Raw genomic sequence first — 19,447 nt, 5'->3', positions numbered from 1 at the left:
ACATGTTCGGATCAGATTTATACATCGCACTTATTTTAGGTGTACTACTCAGTTTGATTTTTGCAGAAAAAACAGGAATCGTGCCGGCAGGACTGGTCGTACCGGGATATTTAGGACTTGTGTTTAATCAGCCGGTCTTTATTTTACTCGTTTTGCTGGTGAGCTTGCTCACTTATGTCATTGTGAAATACGGTTTATCCAAATTTATGATTTTGTACGGACGCAGAAAATTCGCTGCCATGCTGATAACGGGAATCGTCCTGAAAATTGCGTTTGATTTTCTATACCCGATTGTACCATTTGAAATCGCAGAATTTCGAGGAATCGGCATTATCGTGCCAGGTTTAATTGCCAATACCATTCAAAAACAAGGGTTAACCATTACGTTCGGAAGCACGCTGCTATTGAGCGGAGCGACCTTTGCTATCATGTTTGTTTACTACTTAATTTAATGTAAGGTGTGTCAAACGATGAAAAAAGAACTGAGCTTTCATGAAAAGCTGCTGAAGCTGACAAAACAGCAAAAAAAGAAAACCAATAAGCACGTATTTATTGCCATTCCAATCGTTTTTGTTCTCATGTTCGCTTTTATGTGGGCGGGAAAAGCAGAAACGCCGCAAGTCGAAACGTATTCTGATGATGTTGTCTCAGCCTCATTTGTCGGTGATATTATGATGGGCCGCTATGTTGAAAAAGTAACGGATCAAAAAGGGGCAGACAGCATTTTTCAATATGTTGAACCGATCTTCAAAGCCTCGGATTATGTAGCGGGAAACTTTGAAAACCCGGTAACCTATCAAAAGAATTATAAACAAGCAGATAAAGAGATTCATCTGCAGACGAATAAGGAATCAGTGAAAGTCTTGAAGGATATGAATTTCACGGTTCTCAACAGCGCAAACAACCACGCAATGGATTACGGCGTTCAGGGCATGAAAGATACACTTGGAGAATTTGAGAAGCAAGACCTTGATATCGTTGGAGCGGGATACAGCTTAAGTGATGCGAAAAAGAAAATCTCGTACCAGAAGGTCAATGGGGTAACCATCGCGACGCTCGGCTTTACAGATGTGTCTGGAAAAGGCTTTTCGGCTAAAAAGAATACGCCGGGTGTGCTGCCCGCAGATCCTGAAATCTTCATTCCTATGATTTCAGAAGCAAAAAAACATGCGGACATCGTCGTTGTGCAGTCACACTGGGGACAAGAGTATGATAATGATCCAAACGACCGCCAGCGCCAGCTTGCGAGGGCCATGTCTGATGCGGGAGCTGATATCATTGTCGGCCATCACCCGCACGTCTTAGAACCGATTGAAGTATATAACGGAACTGTCATTTTCTACAGCCTCGGCAACTTTGTCTTTGACCAAGGCTGGACAAGAACGAGAGACAGTGCACTGGTTCAGTATCACCTGAAGAAAAACGGAACAGGCCGCTTTGAGGTGACGCCGATTGACATCCATGAAGCGACTCCTGCACCAGTCAAAAAAGGCAGCCTTAAACAAAAAACAATTATTCGTGAACTCACGAAAGGCTCTAATTTCTCATGGAAAGTAGAAGACGGAAAACTGACATTTGATGTTGATCATAGCGACAAACTAAAATCTAAATAACCGGAGGGATTCAAGATGAAATTTGTCAAAGCCAGCTGGCCATTTGTTGCCGTAGCCATCGTGTTCATGTTTATGTCAGCTTTTAAATTCAACGATCAGCTGACAGATCAGGAAAAACAAAAGATTGATACGGAAATGCATAAAATCCAACAGCAGGAAGAACCGGCAAACGCCAATAAATAATTCACAAAAGAGAATGTCTGATGAGGCATTCTCTTTTTATTTGCCCGGCACATTCATTTTGTAAAAAAATCAAAAAGCCGCTTAATATATTCAGAAAAACACCGATGTTAAAATTGCAAAAAGAGGAGGAGATAATAAAAGTGAACACACTGGCAAACTGGAAGAAGTTTTTGCTTGTGGCGGTTATCATTAGTTTTTGGGGCTCAATTATTACAAAAGCGGAGATTGCGGAGGCTGATATGTCATCGGAACTGATCATCAGCGAAGCAAAAAAACTGCTTGGGTATCAGTATAAATACGGCGGTGAAACGCCAAAAGAAGGATTCGATCCTTCGGGATTGATTCAATATGTGTTCAGTAAGGCTGATATTCATCTGCCAAGGTCTGTGAACGATCAGTATAAAGTCGGAACGGCCGTAAAACCGGAAAACCTGAAGCCGGGCGATATTTTGTTTTTTAAGAAAGAGGGAAGCAGCGGGACAACTCCGACACATGATGCTCTTTATATCGGAGACGGCCAAATGATTCAGAGTACGCAATCAAAAGGGGTTATCATCACCAATTACAAAAAAAGCAGCTATTGGAGCGGAACTTATATCGGGGCAAGACGAATCGCAGCCGATCCGGCAACTGCTGACGTTCCTGTCGTTCAGGAGGCTGAAAAATATATCGGTATTCCATATGTGTTTGGCGGAAGCACACCTTCAGAGGGCTTTGACTGCTCAGGGCTTGTGCAGTATGTGTTCCAACAGGCACTCGGCATTTATCTGCCGCGATCAGCCGAACAGCAATGGGCAGTGGGCGAGAAGGTGGCGCCTCAGAATATAAAGCCTGGTGATGTCGTTTATTTCAGCAATACGTACAAAACCGGAATTTCACATGCAGGCATTTATGCTGGCGGAGGAAGATTTATTCAGGCAAGCCGTTCTGAAAAAGTAACCATTTCCTACTTGTCAGAGGATTACTGGAAATCGAAAATGACAGGCATTCGCCGATTTGACCATTTGACAATTCCAAAAGAAAATCCGATCGTATCCGAAGCTACGCTTTATGTCGGAGAAGTTCCTTATAAAAAAGGCGGAGTGTCCCCAGAGACCGGATTTGACACAGCTGGTTTTGTCCAGTACGTGTACAAGAAGGCAGCGGGTATTTCCCTCCCTCGGTACGCAACAAGCCAGTACAAAGCCGGAACTAAGATTGAGAAGGCTGACCTCAAACCGGGAGACATTGTGTTCTTCGAATCAACAAGCCTAAATCCGGCCATCTATATCGGAAACGGACAAGTTGTTCATGTCACATTATCAAACGGCGTGACCATCACCAATATGAACACGAGCACGTATTGGAAAGATAAATATGCGGGAAGTATACGTATTCAATAAAAGACAAAGACTCCAGAATCTCTGGAGTCTTTTCTTTATGCATATCTGCCGGAAAGAAGCTGGTCAATAAAGTAGGCTACACCATTTTCGTCATTGCTTGTTGTAACAAAGGTGCTTTTTTCTTTTAATTCATCAATTGCATTTTCCATGGCGATCCGGTGTCCGGCGACTTCAAACATAGACAAATCGTTCGGACTGTCGCCAATCGCATAGATATCCTGCGTTTCAATTCCATATTTGTCAGCCAGCTTTGTCAGCGCGTGTCCTTTTCCTGAATTGGCCGGCAGGATTTCGATAATATGCTTTCCGGAAGAGGTTTGCGCCAGTTTTTTATGATGCTTCAGCTCTTCCTTTGCTTGCTTCAGCTTGTCCATATCAAAGGAGAAGCAAAGAAGCTTATAAATGTTTTCACTGCCGTCAAAAACCGATTCGATATGAGGGACCGGCTTTATGCCAAACTGCTTGAACTGGGTCATGGCTCCCTCCCACAATTCATCCGTTTTTTCATTTGGATTCGCGCTCTTTAGAATATCAAGCTCTGCATGCAGCTTTGCTTCGCCGTCAAAAGGAGAAAGCAGATGGTCATCTGTATATACCTCAAAGTAAACGTTTTTTGACAGTAAGTAATCAGCGATTGCTTTACCGGCCTCCTGATCCATTAATGTCCGGCTGATCAAACGGTAACCCGTGTCGTGGATCGTTCCGCCATTTGCCGCAATGATAGGAATGTCCAAGTCATCCAGCAGCGCCTTTACATCAAATGTAGCTCTTCCTGTGCAAATGGTGACGAGGATGCCGGCATCAACGGCCCGCTTGATCGCCGCTCTGTTCTCAGCGGAAATGACACTTTCTTTATTCAGTAATGTTCCGTCTAAATCAATTGCAATACATTTCATATGTAGGGGGACCTCCTTATAAATGAAGCTGCTTCGTGTAGTATGTTCCGCTTTCCCGCGAAACTTCCATATAAACCAAGGCTAAACGTAACTTTGAACATTTTCAACAGTGAAATATGTAAAACGGGATGGCGATTACGCCATCCCGTTCATTATACACCTAAATCATTTTGCAGTTCTTTTTTGACTTCCTGCAGTTTTTGCTGATCTAATTTGTAATAGTACACGCCGGCAGGTTCATAATCATAGCCTGTCAGCTGAACAGATTGAACTGATTTCAATGAAGTGATGAATGGGAACAGGCCGATGGCATCTTTAAGAGATAAGTTCATTTTCAGATTTTGTCCCATCGTGTCCACAATATCATCATAAGCCGGAATCGAGCTAAGCGATTTTGATTTATCAATAATGGCACTCAGCACTTCCATTTGTCTTTGCCCGCGTAAAAGGTCACTGTCCGCTTTACGTGTTCTCACGTAAGCGAGCGCTTCTTCTCCATCAAGCGTATGTGTTCCTTTTTGAAGAATCACTTTTCCTTTTGTATCTTTTTTGATTTGCTGAATGACTTTATCGCTTTTTACCGTTACTTTGACGCCATTCAGCTCATTTACGACGTCCTCAAAAGCCGTGAAATTGCTTTCTACGACATAATCGACTGGGATATCCAGCATCTCCTCAACTGTTTTCACAGTCAAGTCAACGCCGCCGTAGGCATGGGCATGCGTGAATTTATCGTAGCCATGGCCTGGAATGTTTACATAGGCATCACGCGGGATGCTTAGCATTTTAGCTGTTTTTTCTTTTCTATTAAATGTAATCAGCACATTCGCGTCACTTCTTGCCTGATCGACAGTTTCACCTTTTTTCTCTCTGGCATCAATCCCTAAGAGCAATACAGAGAAAGAGTCTTTTCCTGGGTCAAATTCTTTAATCCGTTTTACAGATTGTTCTCCGCGCGCAAGGTTGACGTGGGCTTCCTTAGAAGCATTGTTCAGCTTTACATAAGCATAGGCGCCGACAGAGCCAGCCGCAATGAGTAGAAAAGCCATCAAACCGGCAACGACTTTCACCCATTTTCTCAGTCTTTTCTTGTTCTTTCTTCGCTGTGATCGTTCTTCCATATATCAATACCTCACGTTTCTTTAATATTTGAAGAGTACCATTCATTTTGCCATAGGGCAACTCCTTGAAAGACATTTTTCGATAAATATTCCTATATTTATAAGTTCTTGTTTTTGAAAATTGATAACGATGATGTGCTGAATCACCTTATATTGGACGCTGCACAAGATAAAACGTTTCGGAGACATTGAAAAAAATACAAGTGAATAATTGGAAATGTATGATCGCAGGTTTAATCGCCGGAAAAAGAGGTTAAAAGATTTCTAAATAAACTCCGCAGTCAGTACAGCTGATGGAGAAAGGGAGTCATTTTTATGAAAAAGCAGTCAAATATATGGCTTTATTTTTTTGGCGCTCTTGGAGGCGCGTTATATGGCTATGATACCGGAGTCATTTCCGGCGCTATTTTATTTATGAAAAAAGACTTAGGCTTGAGTGCGTTTACGGAAGGGCTTGTTGTCAGCTCCTTATTGGTTGGGGCAATAGCTGGGTCAGGAGCGGCTGGCAAGCTGACTGACCGTTTCGGGAGAAAGAAAGCGATTATGGCGGCCGCGCTGCTGTTTTGTATTGGCGGTTTAGGTGTGGCACTCGCCCCGAATACGGGAGTCATGGTGCTGTTTCGCATCATGTTGGGACTGGCAGTCGGAACATCGACGACGATCGTGCCGCTCTATTTATCTGAACTGGCGCCAAAACAGAAACGCGGGGCGCTGTCATCCCTGAACCAGCTGATGATCACGGTCGGCATCCTTCTTTCCTACATTGTCAATTACATATTTGCCGATGCAGAAGCGTGGCGCTGGATGCTTGGATTGGCTGCTGTGCCGTCGCTGCTCTTGCTCATAGGGATTTTGTTTATGCCGGAGAGCCCGCGCTGGCTGTTCACGAACGGCGAAGAGGGCAAAGCGAAGAAGATTCTTGAAAAATTGCGTGGCACAAAAGATATTGATCAGGAAATACATGATATTCAAGAAGCGGAAAAACAGGATGAAGGCGGCCTGAAGGAGCTGTTCGACCCTTGGGTGCGTCCCGCGCTGATTGCCGGCTTGGGACTGGCGTTTTTGCAGCAATTTATCGGAACGAATACGATCATTTATTATGCGCCAAAGACTTTTACAAACGTCGGATTCGGAAACTCCGCTTCCATTTTAGGAACGGTCGGAATCGGCACTGTCAATGTTCTCATGACATTAATAGCGATTAAAATTATCGACAAGATCGGAAGAAAGCCGTTATTGTTAATCGGGAATGCCGGGATGGTGATCAGCTTGATCGTCCTCGCTCTGGTGAATCTCTTTTTCGATAACACTCCGGCTGCGTCTTGGACGACTGTTATTTGCTTAGGCGTGTTTATCGTTGTCTTTGCGGTCAGCTGGGGCCCGGTTGTCTGGGTGATGCTTCCTGAATTGTTCCCTCTCCATGTAAGAGGAGTCGGGACCGGAGTATCGACCTTGATGCTGCACGTTGGCACTTTGATTGTTTCACTAACCTATCCAATCTTAATGGAAGCAATCGGTATCAGTTATTTATTTCTGATTTACGCCGCGATCGGGATCATGGCGTTCTTATTTGTCTGCTTTAAAGTGACAGAGACAAAGGGCAGAAGCCTTGAAGAAATTGAACAGGATTTACGAAACAAAAACGGACAGGGAGGAGCGGCTGGAAAACAGCAGACTGTCGGAACATAAAAAAGGGTGCGCGATCATGCGCACCCTTTTGATTGCTCACTTTCCGACTGTCCCGAAATTAACAATTTTGAATGAAATATCGTATGTGAAATCGGCCTCAGAAAACAATTCATCCCAATGTCCTTGTACTTTATGCCAGTAATCAGGGTATTGAATCCGGATGTGGTCTGATAAAAAGACCGGATCGGTTTTATACTCGTGCTGCAGTTTATCCATGACCTTCTTTACATCGCGTTCAAGCTTTTTCTCAAAAATATTCTCCAGCCTCTTCAAATAGCTCTTGCTAAAGGAGTTTTCTTTCGGGTTTTGGTCTTCTGACAGGACGCCTTTCGTTTTAACAGAAATATGAAACACTGGCTTTCCGTTTTTGATCACCGGCTTAATTTTCGTTTTCGATTTCTTAATCTCAAACGTAATCGGACGTCCTTTATCTTTTGTCGGCATTACGCCGCCTTTGATCGTCCCCAGTGTCCATGCCAGTGTCTGGGTTTCATCAGCTGATAAAAATCCGATGAGCTTATTGCTGACTTTTTTGATAATGCCTGCGCCGTCATACTTTGCTTTTCCCTTTTGGTTTTTAACGGCTTGAATGAGAAAGCTGTAGTGATTCTGGCAATAAAGCGAAGCTCTTCCGATGCGAAGGGGAATCATAATTTTCCCGTTATACCCGCTGTGAGTCGTCATATCAATCAGCTTCTCAGCAGGCATAGGCTGCTGCTGATTAGGGCTTCCCTTCGTAAACAGATCACCGGCTTTCCCCCTCGCTGCTATTAAATAACTGCTTCTCCTTAATTCGTCATCCCTTATAAAATGGTTGAAGACTTGATCAATGTTTTGGTCCCTCATTAGCTTTTCTCCAACTACAATCACTTTTAAATGGTCGCTATAAATGGGAGGGTCTTTTATGGCTACATCACTGACTGCTTCAAGAATCGTTTTCCCGTAGGATGTCACATTGACAAATTCAGGTTTTCCGGATGTTTGGCTGTCTTCGCTTTGGGGAAGCAGGTTTTGATACGTTAATTTATAATTGTGGCCTTCAGTCTCATCGATGGCCAGGCCTCTGGCGAAGGACAGCTTTTCAATTGATTTCACATCCCAGCAGCCACAGAGAATTTGCAGCATAAAAAACACGGCTATGAGTTTTGTCACAATCTTCATTGCAGCTGACTCCTCCCAAGTTTTTTCTGCACCCAGCTCAAAAGCATGATGAAAAACGGAATTGTAATGACACCTAAAAAGGCATATCCAAGAAGGGTGCCGTAACGGAATACATCGATCAAGTCCTTAGGATATAAAGCAAGTATAAATGTAACTGCCAGCAGCAAAGCCAGCAGCCACGGATTATTTTTATTTTTCAGATTGAAAATGCTCGTCAATCCAAGATGGGCGCCTTTAAATGATCCGAGCATACAAACGAATTGCTGGGCAGTCCAAGTAATCTGTAAAAACAAATCAAAGCGTTCGATGAAAATCCCCTGTATTTCAAGCGCATGAATAAGGGAGATGGTCGGCCATGTCACTGTTTTTGCTTCAGCCACGGTCATGCAGCCAATCACAACAAACAACGTGATGCTGTAAAAAACCGTTGAGATGGCAATCCCAAAAGCGACCGCTTTTTTTACTTGCTTTGGGTTTCTCATAAAAGGAATGAGATAAAGAATGATCTCGAATCCGGAAAAATATAACAAAGTCTTAGGGAATAAGGAAAAAAAACCTTGATAGCCTCCTTCAAAGACCGGACGTAGATAATTAAGATTGAACAGGCGAAAGCTGAACATCAACAGGGTCATAAAAATAATCAGGCTTACAGGGAAAATATACGCATATACCTTCGAGATCGGATAAACGCCGCCAGCCACATGGTAAATGGCAACCGCAAGAAAGATAAACACGACCAATGCCATAGGTGTGTTTTTTAAAAGGAAGAATCCAACGACTTCTCCCAGCACCCGCGCCTGGTAGCAAACGATGCCGATAAAATAAAGAGAAATATATAAATTAAATAAAAATCCGATAAACTTTCCGGCTGCTATGCTGTTAAGTTCATAAATCGTTTTCCCGCTGTTTCTTTGCAGGAAAGGCAAAAATAGCAGAGTAATGATTATAAAAATAACGCCCTGCAGCAATATCATAATCCAACCGCTCGGACTGTCGGTTTCAGCAGCTGATCGGGGAAGGGTTAAGACACCGGCGCCGATCAGCGTGCTGCTTACCATTATCATCGTCTGCATAAATGTCAGTTTATGCTCTGATTTTTTCATAGCTAATCACCTTTGTCTTATATTATCTTCAGGGTCATTTCGCGTCGGTCTTCTTTTTAAGAACATCGTAGGAATACGGATGACGGTATCCTTCAAATCCTGTCCGGGCTGGGCCATGATCGGAATGATGTAATCCTGCCCGAAGCTTTTCAGGCGCATTAAGTGGCCGATAACAAACAGGAAAACCATAATGACGCCATACATGCCAAGTGCTGCTGCACTTAACATTGCTGCGATGCGTATTATCCGCAGCGGAAAGTTATAGGCGTATGATGGAGCAGTAAAGGATGCCAGTGCTGTAACAGAAACCACAATGACCATCAGCGCGCTGACAATTTGCGCCTGTACAGCAGCCTGTCCGATGACAACGCCTCCAATAAGGCCAATCGTTTGGCCGATTGGCTTTGGCAGCCGTAATCCTGCTTCCCGAATCAATTCAATCGTAAAGATCATGATAAAGGCCTCCACAAATGGCGGGAAGGGCACATTCAGCCGGCTGCCTGCAATTGAAATGGCCATTCTGGTAGGCAACAGCCCGGTGTGGAAGGAAACAAGTGAAATATACAGGCCCGGCAAATAGATGGTGATCAGAATGCAAGAGTAACGAAGTAAACGGATAAGACTGATTGGAATCCAGCGTTGGCTGTAATCATCAGGCGAATGCATAAATTCGTCAACCGTAGCCGGTACAACTAAAGCAAACGGCGTGCCATCTACTAATATGGATACTCTTCCTTCTATTAGAGCGCCTTCAACACGATCAGGGCGTTCTGTGCTTAATATCGTGGGGAAAATCGAGAATGGTTCATCTTCAATCAGCTGTTCAAGTGTGCCTGATTCCGGCAAATCATCTATTTTGACTGATTTTAGCCTTTTTAACACTTCCTTGACGACATAATCTGGGGCGATATCCTGAATATAAGCGACAGCGATTTTCTTTTTTGTCCGTTTTCCGATTGTCATTTCCTTTATAACAAGATTAGGATCACCCGTCCGTTCACGCAAAAGCGCTGTATTCGTCCGCAGTTTTTCAATAAAGCCTATTTTCGCCCCGCGTTCCACAACTTCGGAGGAGGGTTCTTCAAGCGTGCGCGTCTGTACTGACTTCGTATCAAAAGCCAATCCTCCGCGATAGCCATCAGCAAGTAAAACGGCGTGCCCGGTAAAAACGAGCTGCTCTATTTCTTTGATGGTAGAGACAACATTGTGATGAAAACCGAAAAAAAAGGCGGATAAGTCTTCAATCAAATGTTCCTTATGGGCTAACGCTTCTCTTTGTAAAGGAGAAATGACATACTGCGCCAGCATTTTATTCTCTGTCAGACCGTCAATATACAGTAAACACGCTTTCTGTCTGCTGTCTCCGAAAGCAAATGTGTAAAACATCATGTCGTCGTTTTGTCCCAATGATTTTTTCAGTGTGTCTAAGTTGTTCTGGAGATCAGAGTCGATTTGCATAGTTTCTCTCCTTTGTAAACAGATTGACGGTTTTTATTAATTTGTATCAAAAAAGGAGAATTATTCTTATCAAGGAAAAGCCTGAAACAAAGCTTCTTTTCGACGTGATATAATATAAAGTAAGCGTTTTCTTTAAAGGGGTAATCAAAAGATGATGCTTTGTACATACGTTGTCATAGAAAAAAGACAGCTTATACGGGCGTTTGTAAGGCGGACGCACCGGGAAAATAATGATCAGTTATTTACAGGGGAGGGGACGGATCATGACGCAATCACCGATTTTTCTAACGTCTGTGTTTAAAGAAAAAATCTGGGGCGGCACCGCTTTGCGAGATAGATTTGGATACGATATTCCTTCAGAAAAAACGGGGGAATGCTGGGCCATTTCCGCTCATCCAAAAGGGCCGAGCACTGTGGCGAATGGCCCGTATAAAGGGAAGACACTGATTGAGCTTTGGGAAGAACACCGGGAAGTATTCGGCGGCGTGGAAGGGGAACGGTTTCCGCTTCTGACAAAGCTGCTGGACGTGAAGGAAGATATGTCGATTAAAGTTCACCCTGATGATTATTACGCCGGAGAAAATGAAGAGGGGGAACTCGGAAAGACGGAATGCTGGTACATTATCGACTGTAAGAAAAATGCGGAGATTATCTACGGGCATACGGCCCGTTCAAAAACCGAACTTGTCACAATGATCAACAGCGGTGACTGGGAAGGCCTGCTGCGAAGAATCAAGATTAGGCCGGGTGATTTCTATTATGTGCCGAGCGGTACGCTGCACGCATTGTGCAAAGGGGCACTTGTTTTAGAGACCCAGCAAAATTCAGATGCCACATACCGGGTGTATGACTATGACCGGATTGATGACAACGGCAGGCAGAGGGAGCTGCATTTCGCCAAAGCAGTCAATGCGGCCACGGTTCCCCACGTGGACGGATATATAGACGAATCGACGGAATCAAGAAAAGGAATAACCATTAAAACGTTTGTCCAAGGCGAATATTTTTCGGTATATAAATGGGATATAAATGGCGAGGCTGAGATGTCTCAGGATGAATCCTTTCTGCTTTGCAGTATGATAGAAGGGAGCGGTTTCCTGATCTATAAAGACGAAACATGCCCGCTTAAAAAAGGTGATCACTTTATTTTGCCAGCTCAAATGCCAGACTTTACAATAAAAGGAACTTGTGCACTGATCGTGTCTCATATTTGAACTTAATCTCACGTCGAGATTAAGTTTTTTTTATTAAAAAATGGGAGGGATTCACCTATAAATGAAGCATACGTGTGCCGATAAATAGACTAGATTTATATACTCATTGAATAAGAAAGAGGAGAAGGAATGAAAAAGAGATTAATCGCACCTATGCTTTTGTCCGCCGCGTCCCTTGCCTTTTTTGCCATAACCGGTTCTGCACAGGCTGCGGCGTACACGGACTACTCGATATATAAGGTAGAGCCGTCAAAAACGTTCAGCACAGAAAGCCAAGCCTCGCAGGCTGTCGCCAAACTGGAAAAGGACACTGGTTGGGATGCTTCCTACCAAGCTTCAGGAACAACAACGACCTACCAAATTTCTGCTGCCGGCATACAAAACGAAGCAGAAGCGAAAGCAATCCTGAGCGGGCTTACCAAACAGACGACGATTACTGGCACGTCAAGCCCTGTCGGCGGCAAACAGCCGTATGTCACCATCACCTCAGGTGCCATTTCCGGAGATAAACAGGCAAACACAATCCTGGCCAAGCTTAAGCAGGAGACGGGAGTGGCTGGCACTGTAAAAGCTTCCGGTACAGCGCAGTCCTATGTAACCGTTTCGACATCAGAAATCGCTGATGAGACAAAAGTCAAAACGCTTATTCAGGGCCTGGCTAAGCAAACGGGGATTAAAAGCACGTATCAGCCCATCACACACACAGTTTCTGTCACAACCATTCAGTCAGGCACTATCATGGGAGACAAAAAAGCTGAGCAGATCAAAAGCGCATTTCAAAAGGAATCGGGCCTGAAGGCATCATTAAAAGAAACGGTCAAAGGCCAAGCTTACTATACGTTCACAACAGCTCCGATTTCAGGTGAAGCGAATGCCAAGAATCTATTAAATCAGCTGAAACAAAGCACCGGTATCACAGGAAGCTACAAGTCAATCAATCAAACAGCAACAGCGGAGTCATACAATGTCCAATCAGCTTATTTCAAAGGGCTGAATACAGTAAAGGATGCCATCAGCCAAATCAAGAAAAACACCGGCATATCCGGCAGTTATCAACAAGTTGGAAAAAGCGCTTCATATACCGTGAATATGAAGGGATTAACGAAACAGCAGCTGCAAAAGGTAGATACTTTCTTTAAAAAGAAAAAGTGGCATTACACATCATCAAGCGTCAAAAAATCGACAACATCTACAGCCTATCAAATGACGACAGCAAAGATTGTAGGAGAGCAGCAAGCAAATAAAGCCGCAGCCTTCTTTGCTCAGAAGAAAGTCAAGGCAACGAAAGCCGCAGCTGGAACAACTGCAGAAAACCAATACCAGCTCATCTCAGAAGAAACATCGGATCAAGCAAAAGTCACAAAGGGCTTGAACGTATTAAAGAAAAATCAGCTGAGTGCATCTGCAAAAACAGTCAAAAAACAAAAAGCTGCTACGTTTAAAATCACAACTGAATCTCTGCTTGATACAGCGAAAGTCAATCAGGCACTCACATTTTTTCAGTCGAATCACATATCAGCAGCAAGCCAGAAAACCGGTCAGACCGCAGCAAGCAGCTATAAAATCGTGACTGAGTCTATTATCAGCCAAGAAGATATTGACCGCGTTTTAGCATTTTTTAAACAAAACAATGCCGCCGGCACAACGGCAAAAACAAGCGAAACGGCTTATACACAATACAAAATCGTGACAGCTCAGCTAAACAGTAAAACCGCATTGAACAATGGTTTAACGTATCTAAAAGCGCAAAGTTTAAGCCCAAGCTACACAACGAAAAGCAATACGCTTTACAAAATCAGCTTAAACGAACAGTTTACAGGCAATGATGCAGCTGCTGCAGCATCAACGAAGCTAAAACAATTATACGGATGGACATCATCTATCGTGAAAATCAAAAACGGCCCGCAAATCATGAAAACAAATTACAATCTCTCGCTTCGTGATATGGTCCAAAAACAAATGACAGTCAGCCCGCAAACAGACGGAGCGGCTTACGTCTCGCTCACTTATATTAATACAGCAACGTCAACTGTTACAGCTGATGTACTAAATATCCGGTCAACACCGGCAGTCAGTCAGACAAACGTGATCGGCCAATTTAAAAAGGGCGATAAGGTGAAAATCATCAGTCAGACAAACGGCTGGGCCAAAATCAACTTGGGATGGCGAAACGCAAGCAGTGATGAAGTGGTTCAATACGTGGACCCGAATAACTTTTCCAGAGACAGCAAATACTATTTCCAATTCCTCAAGCTGTCACAGACAGCCGGACTAAGCGCAACTGAAGTCAATCAGAAAGTGCTTACTGGCAAAGGCATCCTGACGGGGAAAGCGAAGGCATTTATCGATGCCGCCAATCAATACGGCATCAACGAGCTGTATTTAATCTCGCACGCTCTCCTTGAAACAGGCAACGGGACATCCGATTTAGCCAATGGCTTAACCTATAACGGAAAAACCGTATATAACATGTACGGAATCGGCGCCTACGACAGCAACCCGAATGAATACGGCGCAAAATACGCGTATGAGCAAGGCTGGTTCACACCAGAAGCGGCTATTATCGGCGGTGCCAAATTTATAGGCTCATCTTATATACACAACACAGCCTACAATCAGGACACCCTGTACAAAATGAGATGGTCAGCCACAGCTGCACACCAATACGCAACAGACATCGGCTGGGCATACAAACAAGTAAACCGCATGTACAGCCTGTATTCCTTGCTGGACGGTTATACGCTTTACTTTGATGTTCCGGAATATCAATAAAAAAAACACCTTTTGCAGCCGCAAAAGGTGTTTTTGATTTATCTATTAAGGACTTTATCTTCTAGCGGCTCCTCTTCCTGAGGGAAGACGATCTGATCAACCACACGTTCACTCGATTTTCCGTCAAGATCATCGAAGAAATAGTGAACAAATGAATCAATTTGCTCAAAGTTATACTTCTCTTCCTTAATGATCGAAATCATTTGCTCAGACGTTTTCGCAAGCGGACCAGGAATAAAGTCGAAGTAATCGTAATAGAAATCACGTTTGCGAATATAATCATCTACATCATAGCTGAAGAAGATCATCGGTTTATTTAATAATGCATACTCAAAACATACCGAAGAGTAATCAGTAATCAGAACATCTGTTACTAGCAATAGCTCATTAATTTCCCTGAATGAAGAGAAATCATAAAAGAAATCGCTGTACTGATAAGGAATATTGGCATCGTTACGTACGAATGGATGAATCTTAAATAAGAAGATATATTCATCCTTTAGCTCACGATACAGCCGGTCAAAATCAAGCACTTCAAAAGGATAATGAGCTGATTGCTGACCGTTTCCGCGGAAGGTAGGTGCAAAAAGAATAACCTTCTTGTCCTTAAGGAACGGATATTCCGTATAGAGACGTTCTTTCACAAATGCCTTCTTAGCTTCATCAAAGAAAAAGTCAGTTCGCGGTACACCGGTTGCGATGACATTTTCTATGTCTACACCGAAGCCCTCTGCATAGTGCTTTCTGATATTTTCAGAGCTGACAATAACCTTCGTGTAGTTTCTATGGTTTTTCGAATGCGGCGACGGTCCTCCAGGCAGCCCGATTCGGCTGTAGCCGAATGTTTTAAAGGCGCCGACAGCATGCCACAGCTGGACAAGGTCAGCATTTTTACGGATTTTTAACGGATAAATAATCGGATAAAAATCATCAATAAAAATAATTTTGCTTGTCGCGAAATGATAGGCCATAGACATCAGTTCAGACAGGCTTTTTCTGTCTCGAATGCTGCTTTTTAAGAAAAATTTGAAATCGAAATTTTCTTCGCGCTTCAGCAGTTCTTCGTAAACAAATTCAAAGTTTCCTGTCATATCAAGCCGGCTGTCAGAAGCAAAGACGATCTTATTGGACTTAATCGGCAGCAGGCGGAATACATCATATGCAAAATGGAACAAGCTCGTATTCAGCTTGCGTAAAAAGCGATTTGCTTCTTTTCCAGTATCCAGCTCCAAAAGGCTCGGATCAATTTCCTGCAGCTTGTTGCAAGACAGGTTAATGGTCTTTTCGCCCTCATCATAGTTAACAATCAAATTGAACTTCATCAGCTTTTTAGCCGAATGAAATTCCATCTTTGTGGCATACACATCATTAGAGAGGAAATTGCTGACGTTCCCGACCGTATGCACTTCCTGGTGCTTTACATTTTGGTCATCTACAGCTTCAATTTCGAGAAACAACTTATACTCGCCCTGCGGAAGAGGTTTGTCATTTATCAGCTTAGAAAAGTTAATTTGCTGTGAAAATCCTGCCCACTTATAGTTCCCAGGCACATTAGAAGTATCGATTGACAGCTTATCTACAGGAACATCCCGCAATGAAATAGCTGTGAATAAAACACCGTTATTTACCAACAATAAACGTTTTCGAACTTGATCCTCTTTTTGAAGCGGCAGGCCTTTGATATACATGTAACCTGCAATTTTAAGTATTGATCCATTCCAAGAAAACTCAGAAATTTTTCTGACAGGGACTTGCTGGTTTTCTTCAATTCGCTTCGTTTTATCAAAAAGAGAAAAAACCCTGTTGTCTGCCGGATGGACAATGACAGCTTCATTTTCTGTTTTCGTTTTCTTTTTTGATCTGAAAAGTCTGTTCTTAATCTTTCTGGCCAGCTTCACTTTGTACCTCACTTTCTCCTAATCGGCACCAGATGTTAAAAATGATGAAATAAAATCGGTTACCCGCTCTGAAGATTTGCCGTCTTGATGGATAATAAACGTCTGTGAAAAAGCTTCAATCCGCTTTGTATCAGCCTCGTGGTCACTCTCGATATCATGCACAAGAGACGCAACATCTCTAGAAATCGGGCCGGGTACGAATGATTCAAACGGATAGTAGAAATCTCGTTCTTCCAAGTAGTCTTCTAAATCCGGGCAGTAAAAATACATCGGACGTTTTAGCAGGCTGTATTCAAAAATGACTGAAGAATAATCGGTTATCAGCCCATCGGAGATTGCCATCAAATCGTACAAAGAGTACGCTTCGGTTAAATCCAGCACAAAATCATCCTCTTCCGTGTGCACATGCTTGCGCATATACGGATGAAGATGAAGCATCACGACATAATCTTTCTGGTTTAGCGCCGATTTTAATTGTAGCAGATCAAGCGGGGTAGCGTCACCCTCTTGATGATGTCCGCTGCCTCGAAAAGTAGGAGCATACAAAAGTTTTTTCTTATGCTTAAGTTCGGGATAAGCCCGATGGAATTCATCTAATACAGTGTGTATATGTTCCTGATCATAAAAATAATCCGTCCGTGGAACTCCGAGCGGCAAAATCTGCTTTTGCTCCATTTGAAAAGCTTCAGCAAAATGCGGTACGGCAGCGGGTGCGCTGACAACGGCATAATCATAGTTAGAATGCACGGGAACAATCTTCAAATAATCAGAAGAAGGGCCGAATGGCTTGTTCACAATGCTATAACCGAACTTTTTAAATGCGCCGCAAGCATGCCAAAGCTGGATAGCGACAGTTTCCTTTCGTTTTGGCACAACATACAAAGGAAAATAATAATCATCCAACAAAAGCACACGGCATGTGGCAAGGTGATATAACGAGCTGAAAAGATGAAGCAGATATGCAGCTCGTCCGATCAGCCCTTTATCCATCTTGCGGAAAAGCAGGGTGATGCGAAGAGACGGATCTTGCTTCAGCTTTTCATAAACACCTTTAAAATTATCACTTAAATGATCCTCACGATAGGAAGCTATGACAACTTTGTTGTGCTGTACTGGTAATAAAGCGCTCAATAGTTTATAAGCAGTGCCGAATACTCCTTTTACGATTCGTGTAAGGAATGTTTTCACTGTTTAAATTTCCCATTCGATAACAGTTTTTCCCCAAGATGAAGTCAAATCTGCTTCAAACGCGTTTGTAATTTCCTCAATACTGCGTACTGGGAAGCGTCCGCCTACTAATGTTTCTAAATAATCAACGACTTCAGGGTATTGAGCTAAAAAGTCCACAGTACGGGCAAAATCCTCACGTCCGCTGCGGCTGCTGCCGATCAGCGTAATCCCTTTTTCAAGCACCATTCTCGTTTCAATTTCAACAGGGTATTCAGATACGCCTAAGAGTGCTACACACGCTTCAGGATGAACATGGGCAATGATTTGATCAATTGCGCTTTCACTGCCGCGTCCGCCTACACATTCAAAGGCATGATCGATTCGGACATCCTCAGGAATATCGTTAATTTGATAAGCTGCATCAACAAAAGAAAAATGATCAAGCTTGTAAGGTGTTTTCCCGAAGATAAATACTTTGCTGTCCGGATATTTCTTCTTCAGGAGAAGCGTCATGATAAATCCGAGATTTCCGTCTCCCCAGACACCGAATGTGTCGCGTTTTTTGTGCGCCATGCGTTCAAAGCGGGAAAGCGCGTGAACTGCAATCGTAATAAGCTCAGTAAAGGCTGCGACATGCGGGTTAATGCTGTCCGGAAGTTCAACGAGCCGGTCCGGCGCCATGAACATATAATCCTGCATAAATCCATCATAGCCGCTTGAACGGAATCTGCTGGAACGCAGGTAATTCTCCGCAATGACTTCATGCTTTTCAACCGGTGTATTTGGCACCATCACAACCTGGGTGCCGACTTTAAATGTGCCTGTCGGATCAAACATGACTTTCCCGATTCCTTCATGGATCAGAGCCATCGGCAGTTTTTTATCCATCGCTTCTTTGCCGCGTGAGCCAGTATAATAACGCTGGTCGGCAGCGCAGATCGATAAATGGGTAGGCCGGACGACGACCTTATCTGAATGGACAACTTTATCTTTATAGGTCACTTCAAATTGTCGGGCAGAAACTAAACGATACGTTTGATTAATCATTGTGAAATTCGCTCCTGTAAAATGGCGTTAGCCACTTTTAAGTCATATGGTGTCGTTACTTTAATATTAAAGACTTCACCGCGGACAAGCTTCACTTTTTCACCTGCTAACGAACAGATCTTGCAGGCGTCAGTCAAAACAGCTTTTTGTTCATCGGACAGTTTATTATAAAGCTCGACCAATTTGCTGATCCGGAAGCTTTGCGGTGTTTGCCCCTGATACATGTTATCGCGGACAGGAATATCAGAAATAAATTCCTGGTCTTCCGAAGCTATAATTGTATCAATGGCTGAAATCACAGTATCGACCGCGCCATATTGAAGAACAGCATCAATGTTTTCGTCGATAATACGATGAGTCAGAAACGGACGCACAGAATCATGAGTGATAATCACGTCATCATCCTGGATGCCAAATTCTTTTTCAATATAGCGGATGCCGCTCATAATGGATTCATTACGGTCGCTGCCTCCTTCAACAACAACCAGGCGATCATTATGCCCGATGAATTTCTTCAAAATGTCTTTTGTATGGTTAATCCATTCTTTAGGTGAAACGATTAAAATTTTATCGAAACGGTCATTTAACAAAAACTTTTCAACCGTATGGATGATAATAGGGCGTTTATTTAACGGCAAAAACTGTTTTGGCATATTAACATTTCCCATGCGGGAACCTTTTCCACCGGCTAGAATCTCAGCATAAATCATAAAATGACTCCTTCCTTACTACAACTCATA

At 43.2% G+C, this 19,447-nt stretch carries 16 protein-coding genes; 7 read left to right on the top strand and 9 right to left on the bottom strand.

Going from position 1 to position 19,447, the window contains the following annotated elements; translation table 11 throughout:
- The first annotated feature begins 2 nt into the window (after nt 1-2).
- From pgsC to pgdS, 4 genes are all read left to right on the top strand, one after another.
- Nucleotides 3-452 (top strand): poly-gamma-glutamate biosynthesis protein PgsC, encoded by a 450-nt coding sequence (pgsC, locus tag G4P54_RS18495; protein ID WP_003227889.1) that lies wholly within the window; start codon nt 3-5, stop codon nt 450-452.
- An 18-nt stretch (nt 453-470) separates the two neighbouring features.
- Entirely contained in the window at nt 471-1,613 is a 1,143-nt protein-coding gene (gene pgsA / locus G4P54_RS18490; RefSeq protein WP_167873479.1) for a capsular polyglutamate synthetase PgsA, read from the top strand.
- Nucleotides 1,614-1,628: 15 nt separating this feature from the next.
- On the top strand, nt 1,629-1,796 hold the full coding sequence (gene edmS, locus G4P54_RS18485; RefSeq protein WP_032681971.1) for an extrachromosomal elements maintenance protein EdmS: 168 nt from the start codon (nt 1,629-1,631) through the stop codon (nt 1,794-1,796).
- Between the two features lie 140 nt (nt 1,797-1,936).
- Nucleotides 1,937-3,178: a gamma-DL-glutamyl hydrolase gene (gene pgdS / locus G4P54_RS18480; protein ID WP_167873478.1), complete on the top strand. Its 1,242-nt coding sequence runs from the start codon at nt 1,937-1,939 to the stop codon at nt 3,176-3,178.
- A 35-nt stretch (nt 3,179-3,213) separates the two neighbouring features.
- Here pgdS and ywtE read toward each other — a convergent pair whose 3' ends face one another.
- The gene (gene ywtE / locus G4P54_RS18475) at nt 3,214-4,074 is read right to left on the bottom strand and encodes a 5-amino-6-(5-phospho-D-ribitylamino)uracil phosphatase YwtE (RefSeq protein WP_167873477.1); all 861 of its coding nucleotides are present in this window, start codon (nt 4,072-4,074) and stop codon (nt 3,214-3,216) included.
- A gap of 152 nt (nt 4,075-4,226) precedes the next feature.
- Complete coding sequence (tagT, locus tag G4P54_RS18470) at nt 4,227-5,195, bottom strand: polyisoprenyl-teichoic acid--peptidoglycan teichoic acid transferase TagT (RefSeq protein WP_167873476.1); 969 nt, start codon at nt 5,193-5,195, stop codon at nt 4,227-4,229.
- A 315-nt stretch (nt 5,196-5,510) separates the two neighbouring features.
- Here tagT and G4P54_RS18465 point away from each other — a divergent pair, with 315 nt between their 5' ends.
- Nucleotides 5,511-6,884 (top strand): sugar porter family MFS transporter, encoded by a 1,374-nt coding sequence (locus tag G4P54_RS18465; protein ID WP_167873475.1) that lies wholly within the window; start codon nt 5,511-5,513, stop codon nt 6,882-6,884.
- Nucleotides 6,885-6,920: 36 nt separating this feature from the next.
- Here the strand turns inward: G4P54_RS18465 and gerBC are convergent, their stop codons facing one another.
- The 3 genes from gerBC to gerBA are packed head-to-tail and all read right to left on the bottom strand — an operon-like array spanning nt 6,921 to nt 10,606.
- Nucleotides 6,921-8,045: a spore germination protein GerBC gene (gene gerBC / locus G4P54_RS18460; protein WP_167873474.1), complete on the bottom strand. Its 1,125-nt coding sequence runs from the start codon at nt 8,043-8,045 to the stop codon at nt 6,921-6,923.
- Nucleotides 8,042-9,148, bottom strand: coding sequence for a spore germination protein GerBB (gene gerBB / locus G4P54_RS18455; RefSeq protein WP_167873473.1), 1,107 nt, complete (start codon nt 9,146-9,148; stop codon nt 8,042-8,044). The genes gerBC and gerBB overlap by 4 nt, the downstream gene beginning before the upstream one ends.
- Before the next feature lie 6 nt (nt 9,149-9,154).
- On the bottom strand, nt 9,155-10,606 hold the full coding sequence (gerBA, locus tag G4P54_RS18450) for a spore germination protein GerBA (protein WP_167873472.1): 1,452 nt from the start codon (nt 10,604-10,606) through the stop codon (nt 9,155-9,157).
- Between the two features lie 263 nt (nt 10,607-10,869).
- On the opposite strand from gerBA, the gene manA reads away from it, so the two are divergent.
- Nucleotides 10,870-11,820 (top strand): mannose-6-phosphate isomerase, class I, encoded by a 951-nt coding sequence (gene manA / locus G4P54_RS18445; protein ID WP_167873471.1) that lies wholly within the window; start codon nt 10,870-10,872, stop codon nt 11,818-11,820.
- A 129-nt stretch (nt 11,821-11,949) separates the two neighbouring features.
- Nucleotides 11,950-14,592, top strand: a complete 2,643-nt coding sequence (locus G4P54_RS18440) for an N-acetylglucosaminidase (RefSeq protein WP_167873470.1) — start codon at nt 11,950-11,952, stop codon at nt 14,590-14,592.
- A gap of 38 nt (nt 14,593-14,630) precedes the next feature.
- Here G4P54_RS18440 and G4P54_RS18435 read toward each other — a convergent pair whose 3' ends face one another.
- From G4P54_RS18435 to G4P54_RS18420, 4 genes are read right to left on the bottom strand one after another with little or no spacing between them, the layout of a single operon-like run.
- Nucleotides 14,631-16,490 carry a CDP-glycerol glycerophosphotransferase family protein gene (locus G4P54_RS18435; RefSeq protein WP_024714250.1) on the bottom strand — a complete coding sequence of 620 codons (1,860 nt, stop codon included), beginning with the start codon at nt 16,488-16,490 and terminating at the stop codon, nt 14,631-14,633.
- A gap of 18 nt (nt 16,491-16,508) precedes the next feature.
- Nucleotides 16,509-17,678: a CDP-glycerol glycerophosphotransferase family protein gene (locus tag G4P54_RS18430; RefSeq protein ID WP_167873469.1), complete on the bottom strand. Its 1,170-nt coding sequence runs from the start codon at nt 17,676-17,678 to the stop codon at nt 16,509-16,511.
- 3 nt (nt 17,679-17,681) lie between these two features.
- Nucleotides 17,682-18,707 carry a ribitol-5-phosphate dehydrogenase gene (locus tag G4P54_RS18425; RefSeq protein ID WP_024714248.1) on the bottom strand — a complete coding sequence of 342 codons (1,026 nt, stop codon included), beginning with the start codon at nt 18,705-18,707 and terminating at the stop codon, nt 17,682-17,684.
- Nucleotides 18,704-19,417, bottom strand: coding sequence for an IspD/TarI family cytidylyltransferase (locus tag G4P54_RS18420; protein WP_024714247.1), 714 nt, complete (start codon nt 19,415-19,417; stop codon nt 18,704-18,706). The genes G4P54_RS18425 and G4P54_RS18420 overlap by 4 nt, the downstream gene beginning before the upstream one ends.
- Nucleotides 19,418-19,447: the final 30 nt, after the last annotated feature.

This window comes from Bacillus tequilensis, assembly GCF_012225885.1.
Lineage (GTDB): Bacteria > Bacillota > Bacilli > Bacillales > Bacillaceae > Bacillus > Bacillus tequilensis.
The sequence above is the reverse complement of the archived record's forward strand: the minus strand, read 5'-3'. Positions and strand labels throughout refer to the sequence as shown.

Bases quoted from the DNA above. Each gene is read 5' to 3' on its own strand.
- pgsC (WP_003227889.1), top strand. From the start codon at position 3: ATGTTCGGATCAGATTTATACATCGCACTTATTTTAGGTGTACTACTC.
- pgsA (WP_167873479.1), top strand. From the start codon at position 471: ATGAAAAAAGAACTGAGCTTTCATGAAAAGCTGCTGAAGCTGACAAAA.
- edmS (WP_032681971.1), top strand. From the start codon at position 1,629: ATGAAATTTGTCAAAGCCAGCTGGCCATTTGTTGCCGTAGCCATCGTG.
- ywtE (WP_167873477.1), bottom strand. From the start codon at position 4,074: ATGAAATGTATTGCAATTGATTTAGACGGAACATTACTGAATAAAGAA.
- tagT (WP_167873476.1), bottom strand. From the start codon at position 5,195: ATGGAAGAACGATCACAGCGAAGAAAGAACAAGAAAAGACTGAGAAAA.
- G4P54_RS18465 (WP_167873475.1), top strand. From the start codon at position 5,511: ATGAAAAAGCAGTCAAATATATGGCTTTATTTTTTTGGCGCTCTTGGA.
- gerBC (WP_167873474.1), bottom strand. From the start codon at position 8,045: ATGAAGATTGTGACAAAACTCATAGCCGTGTTTTTTATGCTGCAAATT.
- gerBB (WP_167873473.1), bottom strand. From the start codon at position 9,148: ATGAAAAAATCAGAGCATAAACTGACATTTATGCAGACGATGATAATG.
- gerBA (WP_167873472.1), bottom strand. From the start codon at position 10,606: ATGCAAATCGACTCTGATCTCCAGAACAACTTAGACACACTGAAAAAA.
- manA (WP_167873471.1), top strand. From the start codon at position 10,870: ATGACGCAATCACCGATTTTTCTAACGTCTGTGTTTAAAGAAAAAATC.
- G4P54_RS18440 (WP_167873470.1), top strand. From the start codon at position 11,950: ATGAAAAAGAGATTAATCGCACCTATGCTTTTGTCCGCCGCGTCCCTT.
- G4P54_RS18425 (WP_024714248.1), bottom strand. From the start codon at position 18,707: ATGATTAATCAAACGTATCGTTTAGTTTCTGCCCGACAATTTGAAGTG.
- G4P54_RS18420 (WP_024714247.1), bottom strand. From the start codon at position 19,417: ATGATTTATGCTGAGATTCTAGCCGGTGGAAAAGGTTCCCGCATGGGA.